Origin of the sequence: Clavibacter michiganensis subsp. insidiosus (assembly GCF_002240565.1) — a bacterium.
Classification (GTDB): Bacteria; Actinomycetota; Actinomycetes; order Actinomycetales; family Microbacteriaceae; genus Clavibacter; species Clavibacter insidiosus.
The window spans coordinates 1764616-1783367 of the sequence record NZ_MZMO01000001.1; the positions used below are offsets into that span (position 1 = coordinate 1764616).

Genomic DNA, 18752 nt, shown 5'->3' on the forward strand with positions numbered 1-18752 from the left:
GAGGGGCGATGCCCCGGGGTTAGGCTCGATCCGATGAAGACCACGGATCTCGACCTCCTCACCTCCGTCTCCCGCCCCGCCGTCTCGCCCGACGGCCGCTTGGCCGTCGTCGCCGTGACGCGCCCGCGGGTGCACGCCGACGCGTACACCGGGCAGCTGTGGGAGGTGACGACGGACGGATCCGCGCCCCCGCGCCGCATCACGCGCGGCTTCCGCGACACGGCCCCGCGGCTCTCCCCGGACGGCCGCGTCATCGCGTTCCTCCGCGCCGAGCCGAAGGGCCCGCCGCAGCTGCACGTCGTGAGCGCCACGGGCGGCGAGACCGTCGCCCTCACCGACGAGCTGCTCGGGGTCGGCGCGTTCGACTGGTCGCCCGACGGCTCGCGCCTCGTCTACGCGTCGCGCGTGGCGGAGCCCGGGCGGTACGGGAGCGTCGAGGGCGTGTCGCCCGCGGCCGAGCCCGCCCGCCGGATCGCCACCACCAAGTACCTGGCGAACGGACTCGGCTGGTCCACGGACCGGCACACTCAGCTCTCCCTCGTCGAGCTGCCCGAGCTGGACGCGGAGCCGTTCGTGGCCGCCGTCCCGTCCGGCTACCCGGACGCCGCGGATCCCGCCGTGCGCGGCGAGGGCGCGGACGCCACGCCGTCGGCCGCCGAGCGCGCGGGCGTGCCGAAGGCGGTCCGCCTCACCGACGAGCCCGTGGACCACGACGCGCCCCGCTTCTCCGCCGACGGATCCGAGGTGCTGTTCGTCGCCTCGCGCCACGAGGGCCGCGACGACGACCTGCTCTCCGGCGCCTACGCCGTGGCCGTCCCCGCCCACGGCGACGCGGCGGCCGGCCTGCCCGAGGTCCGCACGGTCGTCTCGCACGAGGCCGGGCTCGGCGTCGCCGAGGTCGCCTCCGTCGAGGGCGGTCGGACCTATCTGCTCGCGCAGGACCTGGGGGAGTCGGGCGTCGACTTCGTCGCCCGCAACACCGCGCTCTACGTCCTCGACGCCGACGACGCCGCGCCGCGCGTCCTGACCGACGCCGAGACCGTGGACCTCGGCGGCAGCGGAATCACCATCGAGGATCGCGACGCCGTCCTCGTGCTCAACGGATCGCGCGGCACGGTCCAGCTGCTGCGCGTCACCTCGGACGGCGCCGTCGAGGCGCTCGTCGACGACCAGGTGGAGGTCACCGGCGTCGGCGTCGGGGGAGGGGCCGTCGTGGTCGCCCTCACCGACCCGCGCACCCACGGCGACCTCGCGCTCGTCCGCGGAGACCGCCCCGCCGACGGCGGATCCGCGCTCGTCCCGCTGACCGACTTCTCCGCGCCGCTGCGGGAGGCGGGCATCCGCCCGCTGCACGAGCTGGTGGTCGAGGGCCGCGACGGCTACCCGGTGCACGGCTGGGTCGTGCTTCCGGAGGGGGAGGGGCCGCACCCGGTCCTCCTCGTCATCCACGGCGGACCCTACGCCGCCTACGGCGTGCACCTCTTCGACGAGGCGCAGGTCTACGCCGACGCCGGCTACGCCGTGTTGCTGTGCAACCCGCGCGGCGCGGCCGGCTACGGACAGGCCCACGGCCGGGTCATCAAGGAGCGCATGGGCACGGTCGACATGCACGACGTGCTTGACTTCCTCGACGGCGCGATCGCCGTGCATGACGCCATCGACGGATCCCGCGCCGGCATCATGGGCGGCTCCTACGGCGGCTACCTCACGGCCTGGACCATCGCGCACGAGCACCGGTTCCAGGGCGCGATCGTCGAGCGCGGCTTCCTCGACCCGGAGCTCTTCACGGGCACCTCCGACATCGGCACGTTCTTCGGCGAGGAGTACACGGGTCACGACGAGGAGACGCGGCGCGCGCAGAGCCCGCAGGCGTTCGCCCACCAGGTGCGGACGCCGACGTTCGTCGTCCACTCCGAGGACGACCTGCGCTGCCCGCTGTCGCAGGCCGAGCGGTACCACCTGGCGCTCGTGCGCGCGGGCGTCGAGACCGAGATGCTTGTCTTCCCGGGCGAGGATCACGAGCTCAGCCGGTCCGGGCGGCCGCGCCACCGCGTGCAGCGCTTCGAGGCGATCCTCGACTGGTGGGACCGTCACCTGCCCGTCGCCGGCGGCGCGCGATGACCGACGGCGAGGTCGTGCGGCACGTCCGCGACACCGCGCGGATCCTGCTGGTCGACGAGCGCGACCGGCTCCTGCTCTTCCTCACGAACTACTCCGTCGACGTGGACCTGTCGCCGCGCTGGCTGACGCCCGGCGGCGGGATCGACCCCGGTGAGTCGCCCGCTCAGGCCGCCCGGCGCGAGCTGTTCGAGGAGACCGGTCTCCGGGTCGACTCCGTCGGCGAACCGGTGTGGGAGCACGACTACGCGCGCCGTCGCATCGACGGCGACCTCGACACCGGGCACTCGACGTTCTACCTGGTGCGCGTCGACGCGTTCGCGCCCGTCTCGGACAACTGGATGCCCGACGAGTTCGACGACATCCACGCGCACCGCTGGTTCGGGCTCGACGAGCTCGCGGCGACGGAGGATCCGATCGAACCGGCCGAGCTCGTGGACGTCGCCCGCGAGGTGCTGTCCCGGAGGTCGTGAGGCGGTCGCGTCCCGCTCTTCTCCGGGCGGATCCCTTCCGCCGATAATGCCCATTTGTCACATATGGCCGCTGTAAGACGCCCCTGACAGATGCGCACCCTTCGCCCAACGTCGTCGCAACAAGCGGTCGGCGCGTAGGCGGGTGGGCTGCAGGTCGTGTGGTGACCGCGCGGGCCCGCTGAGGCGCTGTGCGCCGTCGATGGGGGAGCGCGAGGGGATCGCCCCGTGCCGGGCGCCCGCGGCGGCCGTCGTGCCCGGCTGGACGGGGCGCTCCCGGATGGGAGCGCCCCGCTGCGGCTACGCGGCCTCGGCCGGGTCGACATCCGGGTCCTTGGCGGGATCCGCGGCGATGGGCTCGGGGCCGTCCTCGACGGCCCCCGTGTCCAGTTCGGGCCCGTCCGTGTCCGTTTCCGGCTCGGTGCTGTCCACTGCGGCGGCATCGGACTCGGCGGCGTCGTCCGCGTCGCGCTGCGCGCGGCGTGCATCGTCGGCATCGGGGATGATCTGCTCGACCTCGCTGAGCGTGTACCCCCATGCGGCGAGCTGGCGGAGGTACGCGGCATCCGGGGCCGGGGCGCTGCGCCACGACCTGCGGCTCATCGCACCCTCCATGCCACCGTGGACGACGGCGAGAGCGATGTGCTGCGCCTTCGTGGGCGTCGCGGTCACGAACTTCCCGAGGGCGTCGCGCCGTAGTAGCCGTAGTCGCGCTCCACGCTCAGGAACTCGTGCGCGAGCGGGCTGCCCTCCTAGACCGCCCGGCCGACCTCGTGCCGATGGGTCGTGAGCCCAACTGCGATGACCTGCGCGGCGTCCTTGGGGAGCGCCCGGCGCTTCACGAGCGCGGCGACGAACTCGCGCCGCACGCTCTCGGCGGAGTCCCATGCCTTGTTGTTGGCGATGACCCTGCGACGTTCGGCCTTCTGCTCCTCCGACATGCCGCTCGCGGCCGCGCTCGTGGCCGTCGTGCTGGTCTCGTCACGGCGGTAGCCGACCGCCTCGGGGTCGCGGAGGTAGTACACCGGCTCCGGATCGCGCAGGTACGCCATCACGCGCACGCCGCGACCGTCGAGGGTGTCCATCTTCTCCGCCGTCAGGAGCGCATCACCGCCGTCCGCCGTCACCAGGTCGCGGACGGGCACGAACGCGGCGTGCTCCGGGTTCTCGAGATCCACGATCACGTAGCCGCGGCTCTCGTGGTCCGCGATGGCGGCCTGCACCGCCTTCTTCCGGGTCAACTCGTTCTGCGCGAACCGCAGCTCGTGGGCGAACCGCCCGGGGTTCGTTCGCACGGTCTCGATGAGGCGCGCCTGGATCTTCGGGTACTCGTCGAACTCGACGAGCGCGGCGGCCTGGTCGAGGGTGAGCTGGTGGTCGGTGAGCGCCGCGGCCGCGGAGGGCGTGTTCGCGACCGCGAGCGTCTTCTTGACGGTCCGCGCCCCGGTGCCCGTGCGCTTGGAGATCGCTGTGGCGCTCAGCCCCTCGAACTGTAGCTGCTTGAACGCGACCGTCCGCTCCGTGTCCGTGAGCGCCAGGCGCTGGTCGTTCTCGACGAGCTGCTGCACGATCCGCTCGGCGGTGGTCTCGTCGCCCTCGATGATGTGAACGGGCATCGTGCCCAGGCCGACCTCTCGTGCGGCGAGGGTGCGGCGCTGTCCGGCCCGGACGAGCACGCGGCCCTCCTGGTCGCGGCGAGCACGGACCGGGGTCAAGACGCCGTTCGCTCGGATGCTGTTCACGAACTCCCGGTCGAGGTCCGCGCTGGGGCGGACGTTCTCCTCAAGGATGAGCGTGTTCGGGTCCAGGTACTCGATGACCCCGACCGGACTGGTGGTTTTCTCGGTAATCGTCACGTGCGTTCTCTCTTCCACTCGATTTTGCCGTGGAGGCGTTTTTACGCCTTAGCGACCGGAGGGCGTAGTGCAACCCGGAGGGCAGTGGGGGAGAGAATTTCGGGGCGACATAAGGGAGCTCGCGACCGCGTCCCGAAAATCTCGGAGGAGCCGGCGGCGCAGCCGCTTGCGCGGAGCCCGCAGGTGGCTACGAGGGAGCGCAGCGACCGAGCCGCCGAAGGCTTCACGGCCAAAATACGGGCCCGTGGGGCCCAGAGAGGGGCGCCGCGCAGCGGCTCAGATGAGACCGACAGCGCCGCGCAGCGGCACAGATCAGGCCAACAGCGCCGCATCACGGCTCCGCCCGAACATCACCGACGCCTGTCGGACGCGGTCCACCCAACAGGGAGCTCACGAATGTAGGCACCCTCGCTTGAGGGATTCCCGATACGACAGGAATTCCCTAGTGTGCAGGCATGGAATACGTTCTCACGGACGACCTTGTCGCCCGAATACGCATAGACTCACTGACAGTCAGCTACGGCGGGCGGCTTCTTACGGTGCGCGCCTCCGAGCACTTGTCGCCTCCCGGCCTCGTGCGGCAGCGCGCGGTGCTCGAAGTCGTGGCCTTCGACGCCCCGGACGAAGTCCTGGTCTACATCTGTCCCGATTCCGGAGAACAGCACGCGTTCTGGTCCGCTCGTATGTTCGGCGCAGGCGTGCTCGGCGAGATCTCCCGGACGCTGTCCGGCGGCTTGCAGGGGACGTTGCGCTGATGTCGTATTCGCGCCCCTGCAGGGATCTCACCGGGCATGACTTCAGCGTGGAGATCGGCCCTGGCCCGGTGACCTATGTCGCGGTCGACATAGTCACGGTCGTGCGCGCTCGGGATCTGGAACCCGACGCGGATGACGTCCTGGCCCTCACGTTGCGGCTACCAACGACGGACCTCGTGTGGCCGAGCCCTGGCGCCGGGATGCGGGTGAGTGCTCGCGTCGCTGTCCGGGGTGAGGGAGGCCTCGAGGTCACCCACGGGTTCAAAGACCATTGGGATCTGCGACGCGGCGAGGTCGTCGGCGAGCCATGGTTCGAGAGCAACGTGCCGATCGACGCGCACATCCTCTTTGCCTACTTGGACGTCACCCTCGTCGCCCCCGGCCAGTAGCTCCTGACGGGCGTGCCGGCCGGCCGACGCCCTCGCTCGGACTAGCGCTCGAGCGCGTCGTCCCCACGGGCACGGTGGGGCTCGTGCGATCTCGCGCTCGTCGACGACGAGTCACGATGCGGCGTGGTGCGCTTGTCCGGGTCGATCCCGGCCGCGCGGAGCATCTCGCGCTCGGCGAGCTCGCGGCGGTTGTAGGCCGGCGGCTCGCCTGCGCCGCGGGACGGTCCCTGCTCACGACCCGCAGTGCGCGCCGCGGTGAGCGGCGCCGCGCCCTCGGGGCCCCGGGTCGGCGCGGCGTCGACCAGGTGCGCTCGCAGGTACACGGCGAGGGGGCGGTCAGTACCGGCGATCGCCTGCAGGCGGCGGTGGCGGAGTTCGTCGACGTCGATGCTCGCCCAGTCGATCGGGTGCCCGGCTCGCTGCGCGAGCGCGGCCACGTACACGGATTGGCTGCGGGTGTTGCCGTCGCGCCACGGGTGGATCGCGGAGAGCTCGCCCCACCGGTCGGCGAGACATTCGGTGAACGTGTTGGCCTCGAGGCCCGTGAGGTAGTCCTCGCGCTGGAGCTTGCGGAACAGCGTGTCGAGGTTGGCCTCGATGAAGTCGGGCCTGCAGTACGGGATTCCGGTCCCCGTCGCCTGGACGTCGACGTCGCGGATCCGGCCGGCGATCGTGGGGAGGAGATCCCCGAACATGCGCACGTGGATCCCGCGGAGGTACTCCAGGTCCGGTCGGGCAGGAATGGACTCCGTGCGAATCTCTGCCAGCGCCACTGACGAGACATAGTTCATGGCATCGTCGAGCACAGCGTGCTCGGTGATGCCCGCAGCGTTGATGAGGACGCCGCCGCTGCCGGGGTAGGTGTACTTGTCGTCGACGCCCATGCGCGCGCTCGAGCTACGCGCGGTCAGCGCTGCTTGACGGGGATCCCGAACTTGGCGGCGACCTGCGCACGAGCCTCGTCCCCGGTCATGGTCCCCTCGAGGACACGTCGAGCGAGCCCGAGAGCCTCCTCGTTCGGGAAGTGGCCGGCGAGCTGCTGCGCCTTCTCTACCAGCGCCATGCCCTGCTCGACGTCGGCCGTCGGCGCACTGCTCTGCGTGATCTTGGTGCTCATGGGAACCCCCCTGCTCACCTGCAATTGTACGGATTGTGAGCGCTATCCGCCTGGGAATCGTGACCCCGTGAGGGCCCGGTTACGAGGGACCGAACTGGCTTCGCCGACCACGACCTAGTCATGCCCAGGCGAGCCCGTTGAGCGTGATCCAGATGCCGCGGTCGCGGAACGAGGGGGGCTCTCCTCGAGCGCGATCTCGCGGTAGATGTTGGGCGTCGACGCCCACCATCGGCCGGGCCTCACTATCCGCCACGCATCGTGGATCCAAGGCGGGGCTGCCCAGCCGTCCCGCTCCGCGAGGTAGTCCGCCAGCGCGGCGAACGCCGCGTCGAGCTCGAGGCATCCGGTCGGGGCCGGGGGTTCCGTGAACACCTGCGCGCCCAGCTCCGTGCCGCCGCGCCCGCAAGTGGACGTGTAGTCGTCAAGAGTCTGGAGGACACCAAACCGCCAGCCGGCCGTCGACGGCTCGCCGGCGTCGACGAGCTCAGCGCCGTCGCGTGCAGCACCTGCCGCGGTGTGTAGCACCCCCGCAGAGCTCCGCGGCGTCGGCGGGGCCAGCTCCGCGAGCCGGATCATCTCTGTCACCGACAAGATCTCCCCCTGGAACGCCACACCCCACCTCCTTCTCCGTCCGGCCCCGCCTCGCCGAGTCCTGCTCCAGACACGGGCGTGTGTCTGCCGCTCGCCACATCTTCCCGCGATGCAACGCTGACCGCATGACCCTTGACGACCAGACCTCCATCGACGCGGTACTCATCCTCGAAGGCCTTGCCAGCCTGGTGCGCATCCCGGGGGTGGGCGAAACCGAGGACAATGAGAAATGCGCAGCCCGCATCGACGGCGCCGCACAAGCGGTCATCCGCGACACTGGGATCGCCACCGTGGATCTGGACAAGGCGCGGCAGGAGGCGGCCGCCGAGTGGGACTTCGGCATGATCTTCGCGCTGATGCCCGGTGACGAGGTCCTGAGGTTCTGCGCGGACCTGCTCAGGAGAGCGCGACGATCAGGGGAGACGATCTTCACCGCGGAGCCGGACCCGCCGAAGACCGAGCGCTGGTGACCAAAACCTGACGACGGCAGCACCTGCTCAACGAGGGGAACTGGCATGACCAACTACGACGAGCTCGCCGGGCGCGCCGAGCGGGGTGAGCTCGCGCTCATCCCCGGTACCCAGAGGTACGGCCACGCCGCTCGCGTGGAAGCCCGAGCCATGCTCATGGATGCCACCGGCACGGACAGCCTCACGGCCGCAATGGCCGTCGCTCTCGGCCGCCCGCGTCTCGACGAGTAATCGCGCGGATTCGAGGACCCCAGTGGTGAGGACGACGACCGGACCGCCCCCTCAGCTCTTCCTGCCCCATCCCTTCCGTCGGACGCGCCACGCGCCCGGCACGACGGGGCCGAGGGGCGCGACCCGCTCCATCAGGGCGAGTTGCCCTTGGGCCAGCGGCCGTACGGCGCCGATGCGCACTCGCTCGAGGGGAACGTCGAGAACGAGTGCCGCGCAGTCCCGGGCCATGATGCGGATCTCCTGTGTCGATCGCGCTTGCGTGACCGCGCCCACTGCGAGGATGACGACGATCCAGTAGCTACCCTCGCGGTAGACGTACACGTGCAGCAGGAGCGGCATCGCTCTCCCTCACCAGACTCCAGGCATCGCCCGAAGAGAGCACCCTACCTGCGCTCCCACGTGGACTGCAGTCCCGGAGGCTGTGCAAGACGGCAGCGAACGCCACCGGCCGTCGGAGCGAAGCTGCTCTATCCGTCCGGCAACCGACGGTTGGCTCGGCCCGCCGTGTACACCCTTACGGGCCATCGCTGCGGGACGCTGGCTCCGCGGTGCTCCGCGGCGAGCTCCGACCGCTCGCGGGACGTCCCACAACCCAAGGGTTACGGGACAGACGCAGACGGTCCGCCTAGGCCGAACTACTTGCGTTTGTCAATCATTCGTCTGGCGGAAGCCGAACCCGGTGTCTTGCTGCCACGGTGGGATTACTCGATTTCACCAGAGGGGGGGGGAACCATGAAGATCGGATACTCAGCGCTCGGCATCGTCGCCACAAGCGCTCTCGTGCTAGCCGGAGTCGGACCGGCGAACGCGGCGGAGGACGCCACGCTCGGCGACATCAGGAGCGCCGTGGAGACGCGGGCAGTGCTGCCGGCGACCGCGACGACCGCCGAGTCCATCGACCTCTCGGACGGGCTCATCTCAGCCCCGGGATCCGACGGGGGCGACGTGCAGCTCCGCCTCCCCGGCACCCCGCGCACCGCCGCGGAAAGCGACGAGCTCGCGCTGAACGTCACCGGTGGCGCCGGCTACACGACGGCCATCCAGGACACCGGCGATGGCACCTTCCGCGCGCTCATGCACATCGAATCGGCAGCGGCGCCCCGCGAGTACCGGTTCGAGCTCGGCGAGGGCGTCGAGCTCATCCCTCTCGAGGATGGCGGCGTCACTGCTCGCGATGCCGCCGGCGACATCCTCGGCACCTTCGAGCCCGCATGGGCTCTGGACGCGAACGGCGCGGCCGTCCCCACGTCCTACACGATCGACGGCTCCACCCTCGTGCAGTCCGTCTCGCTGACCTCGGCAACCGCGTTCCCCGTGGTGGCCGATCCCTTCTGGATTCCCGCGCTGCTGGTCATGGCGAGACTCACCTCGCATGCCGCATCTCAGGCGGCTCTGCGAGGGGTCAGCCAGGCCATGATCAAGCAGGTAGTGCAGAACGGCGCCAAGTCAGCCGGCAACAAGGGCACGTCCATCTTCACCCAGGGCTCAGGCAAGAACAGGATCCGCGTCATCGTGGACAACAAGTCAGGCAACGTTGTCACAGTCACGAAGGGCTAGCAGAGTGAAGATCACCTACGACACAGCCGCCGACGCGGCATATATCCAGGTCGTCCCCGACATCAAGCCCGGCCAGTCGGCCGAGCAGATTCACTCGATTGCCACCCCTGGCAACAGAGGAGAGATCGTCTTGGACTTCGACTCGGATGGCCGGCTGCTCGGCGTCGAAGTGCTCCAAGCGGGAGACGTTCTTTCCGCAGAGGTACTAGCCGCCGCAGAGAGACCGACCGGCGCCTAGACACACGCCGCCAAAGAGTGCGCCCCATCGCTACCGATCGGGCGCACTCTTCTTCGCACCCGGTTCCCAAGGCTTAAGGGACACCGCGTTGCGAGCCACGCCGTAGCTTCCGCTGACGCCGGCATGACGATGCCCCCTCCCAAAGAGGAGGGGGCATCGTCATGTGCAACCAACACGTGCGGACGATGCAGCGGGTCGTCGCCGCATCGTCGCGCGTCCTGGGTGGGCTACTTGCCCTTGGCCTGCGAGAGAGCGCTGGCCGCGACGCTCTTGGAGGCTGCGGACGTGCGACCGTCGCGCATCACCTTGGACGCCGTGCGGGCGACAGCGGGACTGGTCACCTTGCTCGAGGACTTCTTCGACATGGGGCTCTACCTCCTTCCTCACCTGCGTAGCGATGTACGCTCGGCTGATCCCGTCTCACAAGGATGCTGAGCTCCCCGCCGACGACCTCGGTGGGGTTCTTCGCTTTAAGAGACCGACGATCCGCAGATGAGGGCGGTCGGTGGCCGGGGGCAAGCCCCGGTGGTCTGCTGGGGCGCTGCGTGCTGCGCGGCCGCGCTCGCGGACGTCACAGGGCCGCCAAGCCTCGGCCGGCGTACTTGATGAACGCCGTGTTGGGCTCCTCGAACTCCCACAGGAGCATGTACCGCTGAGGCCGGCCCGGAACCATCACGGCCACGGCGTACGCCCCCGGCGGCTTGAGGTACGTCTGCCGCAGGCGCACAGCGCCGTTGGGCGGCGCTGTCTCGAGTTCCCCGATCACGCGATCGAACGCGTCAGCGAGCAGCGTGTCGCGCTCGTCGTAGTGATCGAGCTGATCTGCTGCCTCGTCTGCGTATGCCAGGTTCATGATCCAGCCAGCGTACACCCCTTGGCCCATTTGTGCACAGGTGGGCCACGCCCCTGTTGGGTTTCACCCACGTGTGTTAGCGTCCTTACTCAGTGATCCACGGATCACGAAGCGTGAGGCTGATACCCCTCACGGTCAGCAATGAGAGCGCCCCCGGCCCCGGCTGGAGGCCCGCGCAGTTGCAGGTCCAGGCATGGGTCTGCGCTAGCCACCCCAGAGAAATATAAGAAAACCTGCCCCTCATCAGGGCACGGCCTTTCCGCACCGACGTAGACGGAAAGAAGAGAGACGAGCAATGACCTCCACCATCGCCCCCACCTTCGTCCAGATCGACGCGCGCAAGCGCGCAAGCCTTGGATCAATGGCGAAGTTCGACCAGTACCTCGTCCGCGAGGAGCCGAACGGCACGATCATCTTCGAGCCGGCCATCATCATGACCCCAGCTGAGCGCGAGTTCGTGAACGACCCCGAGCTGGTTGCCGCGCTCGCCCGCGTCAACGCCAACCCGGAGCGACGACGCACACGCGAGCGCCGCGGCGCACGGAGCAGCGCCGTCTAGGCGAGTACGAACAAGAGCGGCCGGTACCCACCAGGGTCCCGGCCGCTCTTACATTGGGCCCCAGATGGTCGTCTACGGCATGCGTCCCGCGCTCGAGGAGAGCTCGCCGCGGCCGCCCAGCCTCATGCCGGCGCTCGTCCGAACCATCGAACCGGGAGAGCGCCACATCTGAGCGGCTGCTCACTGCCGAGAGCAGCCGGCGCCCACGAGGGGCGCCGACCGCCCTCCGGCGGGGGGCGACCTAGGCGACGAGCTCGAACCAGGTCTTGCAGCGGGCGCACTGGATGTCACCGGTGGTGACCTGTGAGAACGGCCCGTGTTCGTGGCGACAGTGAGGGCAGGGGATGTAAATCCAGCCCTTCACGTACTTCGTCTGCACCCGTCGGCCCTCAGTGCTTCGTGGGGTCGACGAGCGTGAACGTCTGCCCCGGCTTCGGAGTGGGCGGCAGCGGGTTGCCCCGCGTCGACGTCCGCTCCTCGCCGGTGTGGCCCCCACGGGGTCCACGGATCTCGTACTGCCCGGAGCGTGGCGTGGTGTCTCCGGACGTCAGAGGTGATGCGGCCATGGTGACCAGTTCCTTAATGACCAAGAACGGTGTGAGCCATGGGCGCTTCCGTCGCGCCCGACGATGTAGGTTCGACGAACTGGGTTCCCATCCGGTTCTTCGACCCCGCAACGCTCGGCTCGCCCGCAGCTTGCGGGGTCGTCTCATGTCAGGGCTCACTATATGTAGTTGCACCGACATGCGCCTAGCCACCACATCTAGTGGGCGTATTATCCCCACCATGGGGAAAAGTCCACCACCGTTGTCCACAGGCCGCTCCCCCCCTTCGGGGGTCGTTTCTCCCCCTCCCCTGGGAGCGCCCGGCAGCAGTGCCGCGCGCGCGGGCGACCATTTGAGCCCGCCACCGCGCGGGCCCCGCGTCCTCAACGGGCCGATGCCGTTCACCATCGAACGGAAGCTCGCCCACCCGTAGGTAGTTGCTTCACCGCCGCCTCGGCCGAGCCGAGAGCTTGAGGATGCGGGACTGCACGGGACCACCAGAGCACGTCTCGGCTGGCGGGTTCGGCACGGGGGATGCCGAACCCGCCACCCTCACGGCCCGACCACGTCCGTGACCGCGGCCGTGAGCGCGGCCGTGAGCGCTGGGGCCCTCTGTGCCCCGCGCGCGCCCACCGTACGAGCCCCCGAGCGAGCGATCCAGCAGGGTCAGTCGGCCGCGGCCGGCCGGCCGAGCCTCATGTCGGCGCGCGTCCGTACGCTCGTCGACGAGCGCGGCCGGGCGCTTCCACTCGCTCGAATCGACGAAGGAGAGCCCCGGTGAACAAGGTCCGAAGCAGCATTGACGGCCTGGTGCGCGACGTCGGTGCGCACCCGTGGGCGCATCTCGAGGCCGGCTATTGGCGGATCCAGGTCGAGGACCGGCCCTTGCTCGGGTACGTGATGCGGGCCCGGGCCGAGCTCGGGGACCCGTTCACGTTCGAGGTCTACGCGGACGCCCGCAACGAGCTCGGCCAGCGGATCTGGCTCCGCCGTGAGGAGTCTCTGAACTCGGCGGCCGCGTGGATGATCCAGAACAGCGCTCGCCTCATCGCATTCGCGGCACGGCACGCGCCACCACTCGACGGCGCCGAACCGAACGCCGGCGCCAAGGAGAGCGACCGGACGTAGAGGAAGACGCCCTCCTCCGGGATCCGCTCGCGGAGCTGCTCGACGGCCGCCCAGCTCGAGACAGCATCGACGGCGACGAGGCCGACACCACCCTCCGCGTCAGGCCCGTACCCGAGGGGACATACGCAAAGACCCGACCCCCTAAGGGGCCGGGTCTTCGGCGTGTCTCAATCAGTCTTTATGCCTCGACATGAGGTAACCGAAAAGTGCGTACCTGCGTGGTCGAGACGAACTTCGACGACACGAAGTCGGCATCCCCGGAAACCATTACCAGCACGTCTTGCACCACTGCCGCACCAAACTGTCGCGCACCAACGTCAAGTAAGACGGACGGCAAAGCCTCACCGTCGATCGAGAGCGTCGATTGCACCATATCGGCTTTTTCAAGCTGGGCAATCTCGTCGTTCATCTCGACACGAAGAACTTCGAGATCCTTGTGCTCCGAACTGACGCGAAGGCGCTCATTTGCGAGCTGCTGAGCCGCGAATCGAATGAGACGGACTTGCTCTGTCGGACGCGTGGCGCTCGGTGCCGCGTCGAACTGCCGTGATGTGAGCACGGTATTCGCGCGTTCCTCCTCTGTGCGATCGGAGAAGTGAACTTCGACGTCACGGTCCACGTCGTCAACCCCGTACCACGAGAACCCACGCGCTACGCCGTCCCGTGGAACAACGAACCGCCCGAACCGCTCAAGTCGAGCGGCGTCCGGCTCTCTGTCTCGGCTACCGGTAGTCAACGGGCCCCAATGCCACGCAGGTGAAGCCGAGGACGCCGTAGACGATCCCCTGCGAGACGCCGACCTGGTTTGCCGTGCCCAAGGCACCGAAGTCCTTCAGACCCGACACCCACCCCACCCCACCGAACGGGGCGAGACCGTCCAAGTTGTACGACTGCGCCCCCGTCGCGCCGAAGGCCGCGACCCTCCAGGTGTGCTCGTATGCTCCACCCGCGAGCGTGAACGTGTACGACGTCGAGTACTCATTGCCGAAGTTTCCCTCGAAGAAGATCGCTGCGTCGCCACAGTCGTTCGGTGCGACTCCGCGAGCGTTCGGGTCCACGACGACGTCGCCCTCGTCGTCGACGGGCGCCGGCATCGGCGTACCGTTGGTGAAGTCGCCGGGAGCGTTGGTCAGCGGTACAACGAGCTGCTCTCCGGTCGTGTTTGTGCGCATTTCGTAGCCATTTTCGGCGGCGATTTCTGAGTTGAACCCCGAGAAGCCCAACTGCTGCGTTAGCGTTTCGGGCTCGGCCGGCGCCTCACTTGCGGACGCACCGAGTGCGGGCACTAGTGCGATGCCAGCGGCTAGACATAGAGCTGCTACCTGCTTTTTCAAGATTCCCCCTGGTGTTCTGAAAAGCGATGTGACTCCACAGTGAACCCTAAGTCGCGAACATACAACCTTGACAGAGATTTGATGTGTGCTAGGAACGGCCGATGACGCACCTATTTGGGGGCGCCGACGGCGAAGTGCCTCGCATATTTAGGCGGTCGAACGTAGAGGAAGACGCGCTCCGCTGAGATCCGCTGGCGGACCTGCTCGACGGCCGCCCAGCTCGAGGCGTCGTCGACCGTGACGGGCTCGGCGCCGCTCTTCGCGCGGGGCCGGTGCGCGAGCTCACAGGACATCCACCCAACGTGCGCGGACGCGAAACGCCCCCGGCGGCGAGAGCCCTCCGGGGGCGTTCGAGGATCAGCTACAGGATACGAGCGTGTGGTCGATCGCGGTGCGGTCGGCGTCGTCGATCGTGAGCTCGTACGTGCTCAGCACGTACGCGAACCGGGTGACGTACAGGCAGTCATAGCCAACGGCCGGCGGCAGCCAGGTCGCCGGCCCCTGGTCCGACTTCGCCTCGTTCGTCGGCCCGTCGACGGCCTGGAGGTTGTTGACGTCGGTCGCGAGCTGCTCGCCATGATCGGCGCCAACTAGCCCCTCTCGGCGCCTCAGCCACGACGCCGATAATGTACCTTATGTCATGTAAGGCGGATGTCGGGTCCTTTTCTCCCGCGAACGCCCGACGTGACCTCGATCTGCCACAGGCCCTCCGCCCCCGAGTCGCAGCCCCGTCGCGCGTCTCGGTGAGGGACCCCGGTCGAGGCACCGGTCGTCGGACCTCGACGGCGTTCCGCGGGCCGCATCACGGGATCATGGGGACATGACGATCCTCCGCCGCTCCCGTCCGCGTGTCGTCGCGTCGGTCGCCATCGCGGTGTCCGTGACCCTCGCCGTGGCGGGCTGCGTGCAGATCCCGCGGACGTACCCCGCGGCCGGGGCCCGAGAGCAGGACGCCGCGACCCTCGATCTCGCGGAGGAGCTGCTCGCCACGCAAGGCGGCGCTGCGGCGTGGACGGACGTGAGCACACGCGAGGCCGTGCCCGAGAGCGTGGCGTTCACGGGGATCGAGGTCTGCTCGGACCGGACGGTGATGGGCCCGACCGGCGACGCGGGTCAGGCGCAGGAGCTGTACGTCCAGCCGGACGAGCCGCAGCCGCAGGCGCAGGTCCTCGAGGAGCTCCGGACCGTGTGGATGCGCCATGGGCTGACGCATGAGGACGTCGACGACGACCAGGTGCACGTGACCGGTGACGGTCCTTCGCCGGAGCTCTACGTCACGTGGTCCCCGCTGCAGGATCCGCGCCTGGCGCGTCTCAGCATCATCATCAGGTCGGTCTGCGAGCGCCTCTAGCTCTGGTCGATGTCCGCGGGGCCGCTGGCGTCCCGTCCGCCCTCGGCCGCCAGGAACTCCGCCAGGCTCGTGGGCCGGCGTCCGAGCACGCGCTCGACGTCGCCGCTCACGTGCTCCATCTCGCCGGCGGCCATGGCGGTGTACGTGCTGATCCAGGCGTCGAGCTGCCACTCGGGCGCGCCCCAGACCGCTCGCGATGCGCGCGCCTCCTCGAGGGTCTCGTCGCGGTACGTGACGGGGCGGGCCCGGGCGGCGGCGATCGTCGCCGCGATCTCCCCCATCGTCAGCGCCTCCGGCCCGGTCAGCTCGTAGGCGGCACCGGCGTGCGCCCCCGGGTCGCGGAGGATCGTCGCGGCCACCTCGGAGACGTCACCGCGCGTGACGGCGGCCACCCGTCCGTCGCCGGCGGGACCGCGGATCACGCCGTCCTCGCCGACGAGCTGGCTCACGAAGTCGATGTAGAAGGCGTCGCGCAGGAAGGTCCAGGCCATGCTGGACGCGCGGATCCGCTCCTCGGTCGCGTGGTGGTCGCGCGCCAGCGTGAACGTCGCGTCGGGAGCGGCGCCCTGGAAGGACGTGTAGACCACGTGACGGACCCCCGCCTCCGCCGCCGCGTCGACGAACGCGATGTGCTGGGCCCGCCGGTGCTCGTCCTCGGCAGCGGACACCATGAGCAGCGTCGTCACCCCCGTGAGCGCCGCGACGGAGGCCGCGTGGTCCCCGTAGGACACCTCGTGCACGGTGGCGCCGGGCAGCTCGGGAGCGCGCGACGGCGTGCGCGCGAGGAGGCGGAGCGGGATCCTCGCGTCCGCGAGGCGGCGGGCCACCGCTCCCCCGACGGCTCCGGTGACGCCGGTGACGGCGATGACTCGGTCCTGCGTGGCCATGGTGGTCTCCCCTCAGCGCGCCGGCACCCGCTCCTCCGGGTGGGATCCGGTGCGCCGCGCGATCGCTCGACACTATCCCGGCGCGCGACGCGGCCCCCGTCTCGCGAGGAGACGGGGGCCGCGTCGTGCTGCGCGTCAGTCGATCACGAGCCGGCGCGGGTGACGATCACGTCGAAGTCGCTCGTCCGGACGTTGCCGGCGCGGTCCTTCGCGGTGCAGATGACCGTCGTGGTGCCGACGGGGAAGATCCCCCTGCGGGGCGGCGCGCACACCACGCGCACGTTCCCGTCGCGCGTGTCGATCGCCGACGGCAGCGCGTACGGGACGCGCACGCCCGCGGCCTTCGTCGCCACCGCGGTGATGTCGTCCATGTCCGCGATGCGCGGCGCTGACAGGTCCGCGGGTCGCGTCGGCAGACGGGTCCGCGGGTCGCGTCGGCAGACGGGTCGGATCCACGATGCCCCAGTAGGCGGGAGCGGCCTGCAGGTCGTCGTCGAACGGCAGCGGCTGCTCCCACGGACGCGCGATCGGCCACGTGCGCAGCCAGCTGCGCGCGTGGCCGACGCCCCAGAAGGTGACCGAGTCGATGGAGGCCGCCTGCTGGCGGATCATCTGGAACAGGTCCCGGTAGTAGTAGCCGACCTCGGCCGCCGCCTGCGCGTCGTCCGCGTACACGGGCGTGTACGGATCCTGCGGAGCGCCGCTCACGTCCGCGCCCTCGTTCTGGTTGGACGCGTTGACGTCGAGCTCGGTGATCGCCTGCAGCAGGCGCGTGTCGATGCGCTCGACCGCGCGGATGGAGTCGCGCAGCCACGAGACGGGGCGGGCGAAGTCGACGTGCGCCTGGTGCCCGACGCCGTCGACCGGCACGCCGCGCGCGACGAGCGCCGAGATCAGCTCGAGGTAGTCGGCGCGCTTCGTGGGCAGCTCCGTGTTGTAGTCGTTGATGAAGAGCTTCACCCCCGGGAAGTGCGCGCGCGAGGCGGAAGCCCTCGTCGACGAAGCCCTCCCCCAGCACCTGGTACCAGCGGCTGTCCCGCATGTCGTGCGCGTTGTCGTTGGGGCCGTCGTCGATGACCTCGTTGACGACGTCCATCGCCCAGATGGGGCTGTCCCCGTCGGGGTAGCGCGCGGCGATGTGGTCGGCGATGCCCGTCACGTGCGCCTCCATGCGCGCCCGCAGCAACGCCTGGTCGGCGGGGCTGTCGGTGAGCGGACGGTCGCCGTCGAGGAAGAACCACGCGGGCGTCTGCGAGTGCCAGAACAGCACGTGGTAGTAGACCTTCGTCCCCGTCCGGTCGGCGTAGTCGAGCAGCTGGTCGAGCTGCGTGAAGGTGAACCGCCCCTCCTCCGGCTGGACGCTCTCGGGCTTGCCGGCGTTCTCCGGCGTGAACGCGTCGAACTGGCGGCTGACGAGATCCGCACCGGCCCCGACGGTCTCGCGGCCGTCGACGGCGACGCCGACGTGCTCGATGCCGCGGGCGCCGAGGACGTCCTTGAGCGCCGGGATGTCGGTCTGCACGGGCGTGGCCACGGCCTCGCCCAGCTGGAAGTCGTCGAGGAGGAAGTCGGCGCCGACCGTCCCCTCGACGTAGACCTGCGCCTTGTCCACCGGGCCGCCGAGCGTGTAGGTGCCGGTGAGCTCGGTCCAGGCGTCGGCGGTGGCGCGCGCGGCGGCTCCTGCCACCCCGTCGTAGCCGCTGCCTCCGCCGGTGTCGCGCTGCACGGAGACCTTGAGGGACGCGGGCTCCTCCCCCGCGGCCAGGCGCGCCCACACCGTGACCTCGACCTGCTGGCCGACGGCGAGGGCGCTCGTCACGTCGAGCGCGGCGCCGTGCCACTCCTGCGTGCGGTCGGTCACGAGCAGGCTCCCGGATCCGGTGTGCGCCTCGGTGCTCGGGGCGATGCGGACGCCGTCCCCGCGCGGAGCCCACGCGCCCGTGCCCGATTCGAAGTCGGATCCGATGCCGGCGGGAGCTGCGGCGTCGGCGGCCTGCGCAGCGGGCGCGGTGAGGGCGCCGGCCCCGGCGATGAGGCCGAGGGCGGTGAGGGCGGCGAGGCCGCGGCGGCGGTCGCGTCGCGGGCGGGGCGCGAGCCTGATGCGGCCGTAGCGCGGGGGGCTGACGTCCGCGAGCGCGGACGTGTCGGTGCGGGGAATGCTCATCGTCGAACACCTTCCATGTGTTCCGACTCCGGTGTCGGATGCTCGCACCGTAGGCACCCTCCCCGACGGGGGGCAAGGTATTCGAAAATCTTTGTTGCGCGGGGCAACGAACGCGGAGCGGCCGCCGTCCTCGACGAGG

At 69.9% G+C, this 18752-nt stretch carries 24 protein-coding genes and 2 pseudogenes; 11 read left to right on the forward strand and 15 right to left on the reverse strand.

Annotation, left to right across the window (positions count from 1 at the left end; genetic code table 11):
- Positions 1 to 33: 33 nt before the first annotated feature.
- A complete protein-coding gene (locus B5P21_RS08600) occupies positions 34 to 2121 on the forward strand; it encodes a S9 family peptidase (RefSeq protein ID WP_045528030.1) in 2088 nt (695 codons plus the stop codon).
- Entirely contained in the window at positions 2118 to 2591 is a 474-nt protein-coding gene (locus B5P21_RS08605) for an NUDIX hydrolase (RefSeq protein ID WP_045528029.1), read from the forward strand. The genes B5P21_RS08600 and B5P21_RS08605 overlap by 4 nt, the downstream gene beginning before the upstream one ends.
- 297 nt (positions 2592 to 2888) lie before the next feature.
- Here B5P21_RS08605 and B5P21_RS17275 read toward each other — a convergent pair whose 3' ends face one another.
- Together B5P21_RS17275 and B5P21_RS08610 are read right to left on the reverse strand one after the other, a co-directional pair.
- The gene (locus B5P21_RS17275) at positions 2889 to 3191 is read right to left on the reverse strand and encodes a hypothetical protein (protein ID WP_236688848.1); all 303 of its coding nucleotides are present in this window, start codon (positions 3189 to 3191) and stop codon (positions 2889 to 2891) included.
- Positions 3192 to 3340: 149 nt separating this feature from the next.
- A complete protein-coding gene (locus B5P21_RS08610; protein WP_246865262.1) occupies positions 3341 to 4444 on the reverse strand; it encodes a ParB/RepB/Spo0J family partition protein in 1104 nt (367 codons plus the stop codon).
- A gap of 455 nt (positions 4445 to 4899) precedes the next feature.
- On the opposite strand from B5P21_RS08610, the gene B5P21_RS08615 reads away from it, so the two are divergent.
- Together B5P21_RS08615 and B5P21_RS08620 are read left to right on the forward strand one after the other, a co-directional pair.
- Entirely contained in the window at positions 4900 to 5199 is a 300-nt protein-coding gene (locus tag B5P21_RS08615; RefSeq protein WP_045528028.1) for a hypothetical protein, read from the forward strand.
- Positions 5199 to 5588: a hypothetical protein gene (locus B5P21_RS08620; protein ID WP_045528027.1), complete on the forward strand. Its 390-nt coding sequence runs from the start codon at positions 5199 to 5201 to the stop codon at positions 5586 to 5588. Before B5P21_RS08615 ends, B5P21_RS08620 begins: the two co-directional genes overlap by 1 nt.
- Positions 5589 to 5629: 41 nt before the next feature.
- On the opposite strand, the gene B5P21_RS08625 is transcribed toward B5P21_RS08620, so the two are convergent.
- The 3 genes from B5P21_RS08625 to B5P21_RS08635 form a co-directional block, all read right to left on the reverse strand.
- On the reverse strand, positions 5630 to 6472 hold the full coding sequence (locus B5P21_RS08625) for a Fic/DOC family protein (RefSeq protein WP_094171030.1): 843 nt from the start codon (positions 6470 to 6472) through the stop codon (positions 5630 to 5632).
- Between the two features lie 23 nt (positions 6473 to 6495).
- Positions 6496 to 6705 (reverse strand): hypothetical protein, encoded by a 210-nt coding sequence (locus B5P21_RS08630; RefSeq protein ID WP_045530330.1) that lies wholly within the window; start codon positions 6703 to 6705, stop codon positions 6496 to 6498.
- Positions 6706 to 6819: 114 nt separating this feature from the next.
- Entirely contained in the window at positions 6820 to 7317 is a 498-nt protein-coding gene (locus B5P21_RS08635) for a hypothetical protein (protein WP_236688846.1), read from the reverse strand.
- Between the two features lie 104 nt (positions 7318 to 7421).
- Between B5P21_RS08635 and B5P21_RS08640 the strand changes: the two genes are divergently transcribed.
- Positions 7422 to 7766 (forward strand): hypothetical protein, encoded by a 345-nt coding sequence (locus tag B5P21_RS08640; RefSeq protein ID WP_080939373.1) that lies wholly within the window; start codon positions 7422 to 7424, stop codon positions 7764 to 7766.
- A gap of 45 nt (positions 7767 to 7811) precedes the next feature.
- Positions 7812 to 7997 carry a hypothetical protein gene (locus tag B5P21_RS08645; RefSeq protein WP_045530328.1) on the forward strand — a complete coding sequence of 62 codons (186 nt, stop codon included), beginning with the start codon at positions 7812 to 7814 and terminating at the stop codon, positions 7995 to 7997.
- 51 nt (positions 7998 to 8048) lie between these two features.
- Here B5P21_RS08645 and B5P21_RS08650 read toward each other — a convergent pair whose 3' ends face one another.
- Positions 8049 to 8336 carry a hypothetical protein gene (locus B5P21_RS08650; RefSeq protein WP_045528024.1) on the reverse strand — a complete coding sequence of 96 codons (288 nt, stop codon included), beginning with the start codon at positions 8334 to 8336 and terminating at the stop codon, positions 8049 to 8051.
- 300 nt (positions 8337 to 8636) lie between these two features.
- On the opposite strand from B5P21_RS08650, the gene B5P21_RS08660 reads away from it, so the two are divergent.
- Positions 8637 to 9554 carry a DUF4258 domain-containing protein gene (locus B5P21_RS08660; RefSeq protein ID WP_133064179.1) on the forward strand — a complete coding sequence of 306 codons (918 nt, stop codon included), beginning with the start codon at positions 8637 to 8639 and terminating at the stop codon, positions 9552 to 9554.
- Between the two features lie 4 nt (positions 9555 to 9558).
- Positions 9559 to 9792 carry a DUF2283 domain-containing protein gene (locus B5P21_RS08665; protein ID WP_045528022.1) on the forward strand — a complete coding sequence of 78 codons (234 nt, stop codon included), beginning with the start codon at positions 9559 to 9561 and terminating at the stop codon, positions 9790 to 9792.
- 227 nt (positions 9793 to 10019) lie between these two features.
- Here B5P21_RS08665 and B5P21_RS16840 read toward each other — a convergent pair whose 3' ends face one another.
- Both B5P21_RS16840 and B5P21_RS08670 read right to left on the reverse strand, forming a co-directional pair.
- Positions 10020 to 10157: a hypothetical protein gene (locus B5P21_RS16840; protein ID WP_165770611.1), complete on the reverse strand. Its 138-nt coding sequence runs from the start codon at positions 10155 to 10157 to the stop codon at positions 10020 to 10022.
- A 206-nt stretch (positions 10158 to 10363) separates the two neighbouring features.
- Positions 10364 to 10645, reverse strand: coding sequence for a hypothetical protein (locus B5P21_RS08670; protein WP_094171032.1), 282 nt, complete (start codon positions 10643 to 10645; stop codon positions 10364 to 10366).
- A gap of 295 nt (positions 10646 to 10940) precedes the next feature.
- On the opposite strand from B5P21_RS08670, the gene B5P21_RS08675 reads away from it, so the two are divergent.
- Positions 10941 to 11204 carry a hypothetical protein gene (locus B5P21_RS08675; RefSeq protein ID WP_045528020.1) on the forward strand — a complete coding sequence of 88 codons (264 nt, stop codon included), beginning with the start codon at positions 10941 to 10943 and terminating at the stop codon, positions 11202 to 11204.
- 1322 nt (positions 11205 to 12526) lie between these two features.
- Positions 12527 to 12877 carry a hypothetical protein gene (locus B5P21_RS08680; protein ID WP_094171033.1) on the forward strand — a complete coding sequence of 117 codons (351 nt, stop codon included), beginning with the start codon at positions 12527 to 12529 and terminating at the stop codon, positions 12875 to 12877.
- A 178-nt stretch (positions 12878 to 13055) separates the two neighbouring features.
- On the opposite strand, the gene B5P21_RS16565 is transcribed toward B5P21_RS08680, so the two are convergent.
- The 4 genes and pseudogenes from B5P21_RS16565 to B5P21_RS17280 all read right to left on the reverse strand — a co-directional run.
- Positions 13056 to 13496 (reverse strand): hypothetical protein, encoded by a 441-nt coding sequence (locus tag B5P21_RS16565; protein WP_133064180.1) that lies wholly within the window; start codon positions 13494 to 13496, stop codon positions 13056 to 13058.
- A 103-nt stretch (positions 13497 to 13599) separates the two neighbouring features.
- Positions 13600 to 14163 (reverse strand): hypothetical protein, encoded by a 564-nt coding sequence (locus tag B5P21_RS08690; RefSeq protein ID WP_133064181.1) that lies wholly within the window; start codon positions 14161 to 14163, stop codon positions 13600 to 13602.
- A gap of 158 nt (positions 14164 to 14321) precedes the next feature.
- On the reverse strand, positions 14322 to 14504 hold the full coding sequence (locus B5P21_RS08695) for a hypothetical protein (RefSeq protein ID WP_045528017.1): 183 nt from the start codon (positions 14502 to 14504) through the stop codon (positions 14322 to 14324).
- A 64-nt stretch (positions 14505 to 14568) separates the two neighbouring features.
- Positions 14569 to 14784, reverse strand: a pseudogene (locus B5P21_RS17280) (HNH endonuclease family protein); the annotation flags it as partial.
- 247 nt (positions 14785 to 15031) lie between these two features.
- Here B5P21_RS17280 and B5P21_RS08705 point away from each other — a divergent pair.
- Positions 15032 to 15562, forward strand: coding sequence for a hypothetical protein (locus B5P21_RS08705; RefSeq protein ID WP_045528016.1), 531 nt, complete (start codon positions 15032 to 15034; stop codon positions 15560 to 15562).
- Here the strand turns inward: B5P21_RS08705 and B5P21_RS08710 are convergent.
- The 3 genes and pseudogenes from B5P21_RS08710 to B5P21_RS17295 form a co-directional block, all read right to left on the reverse strand.
- Entirely contained in the window at positions 15559 to 16449 is an 891-nt protein-coding gene (locus B5P21_RS08710; protein WP_045528015.1) for an SDR family oxidoreductase, read from the reverse strand. The two genes, B5P21_RS08705 and B5P21_RS08710, sit on opposite strands and share 4 nt — an antisense overlap.
- A gap of 143 nt (positions 16450 to 16592) precedes the next feature.
- Complete coding sequence (locus B5P21_RS17285) at positions 16593 to 16820, reverse strand: HYR domain-containing protein (protein ID WP_246865321.1); 228 nt, start codon at positions 16818 to 16820, stop codon at positions 16593 to 16595.
- 139 nt (positions 16821 to 16959) lie between these two features.
- Positions 16960 to 18613 (reverse strand): annotated as a pseudogene (locus B5P21_RS17295) (endo-1,4-beta-xylanase); the annotation flags it as partial.
- Positions 18614 to 18752: the final 139 nt, after the last annotated feature.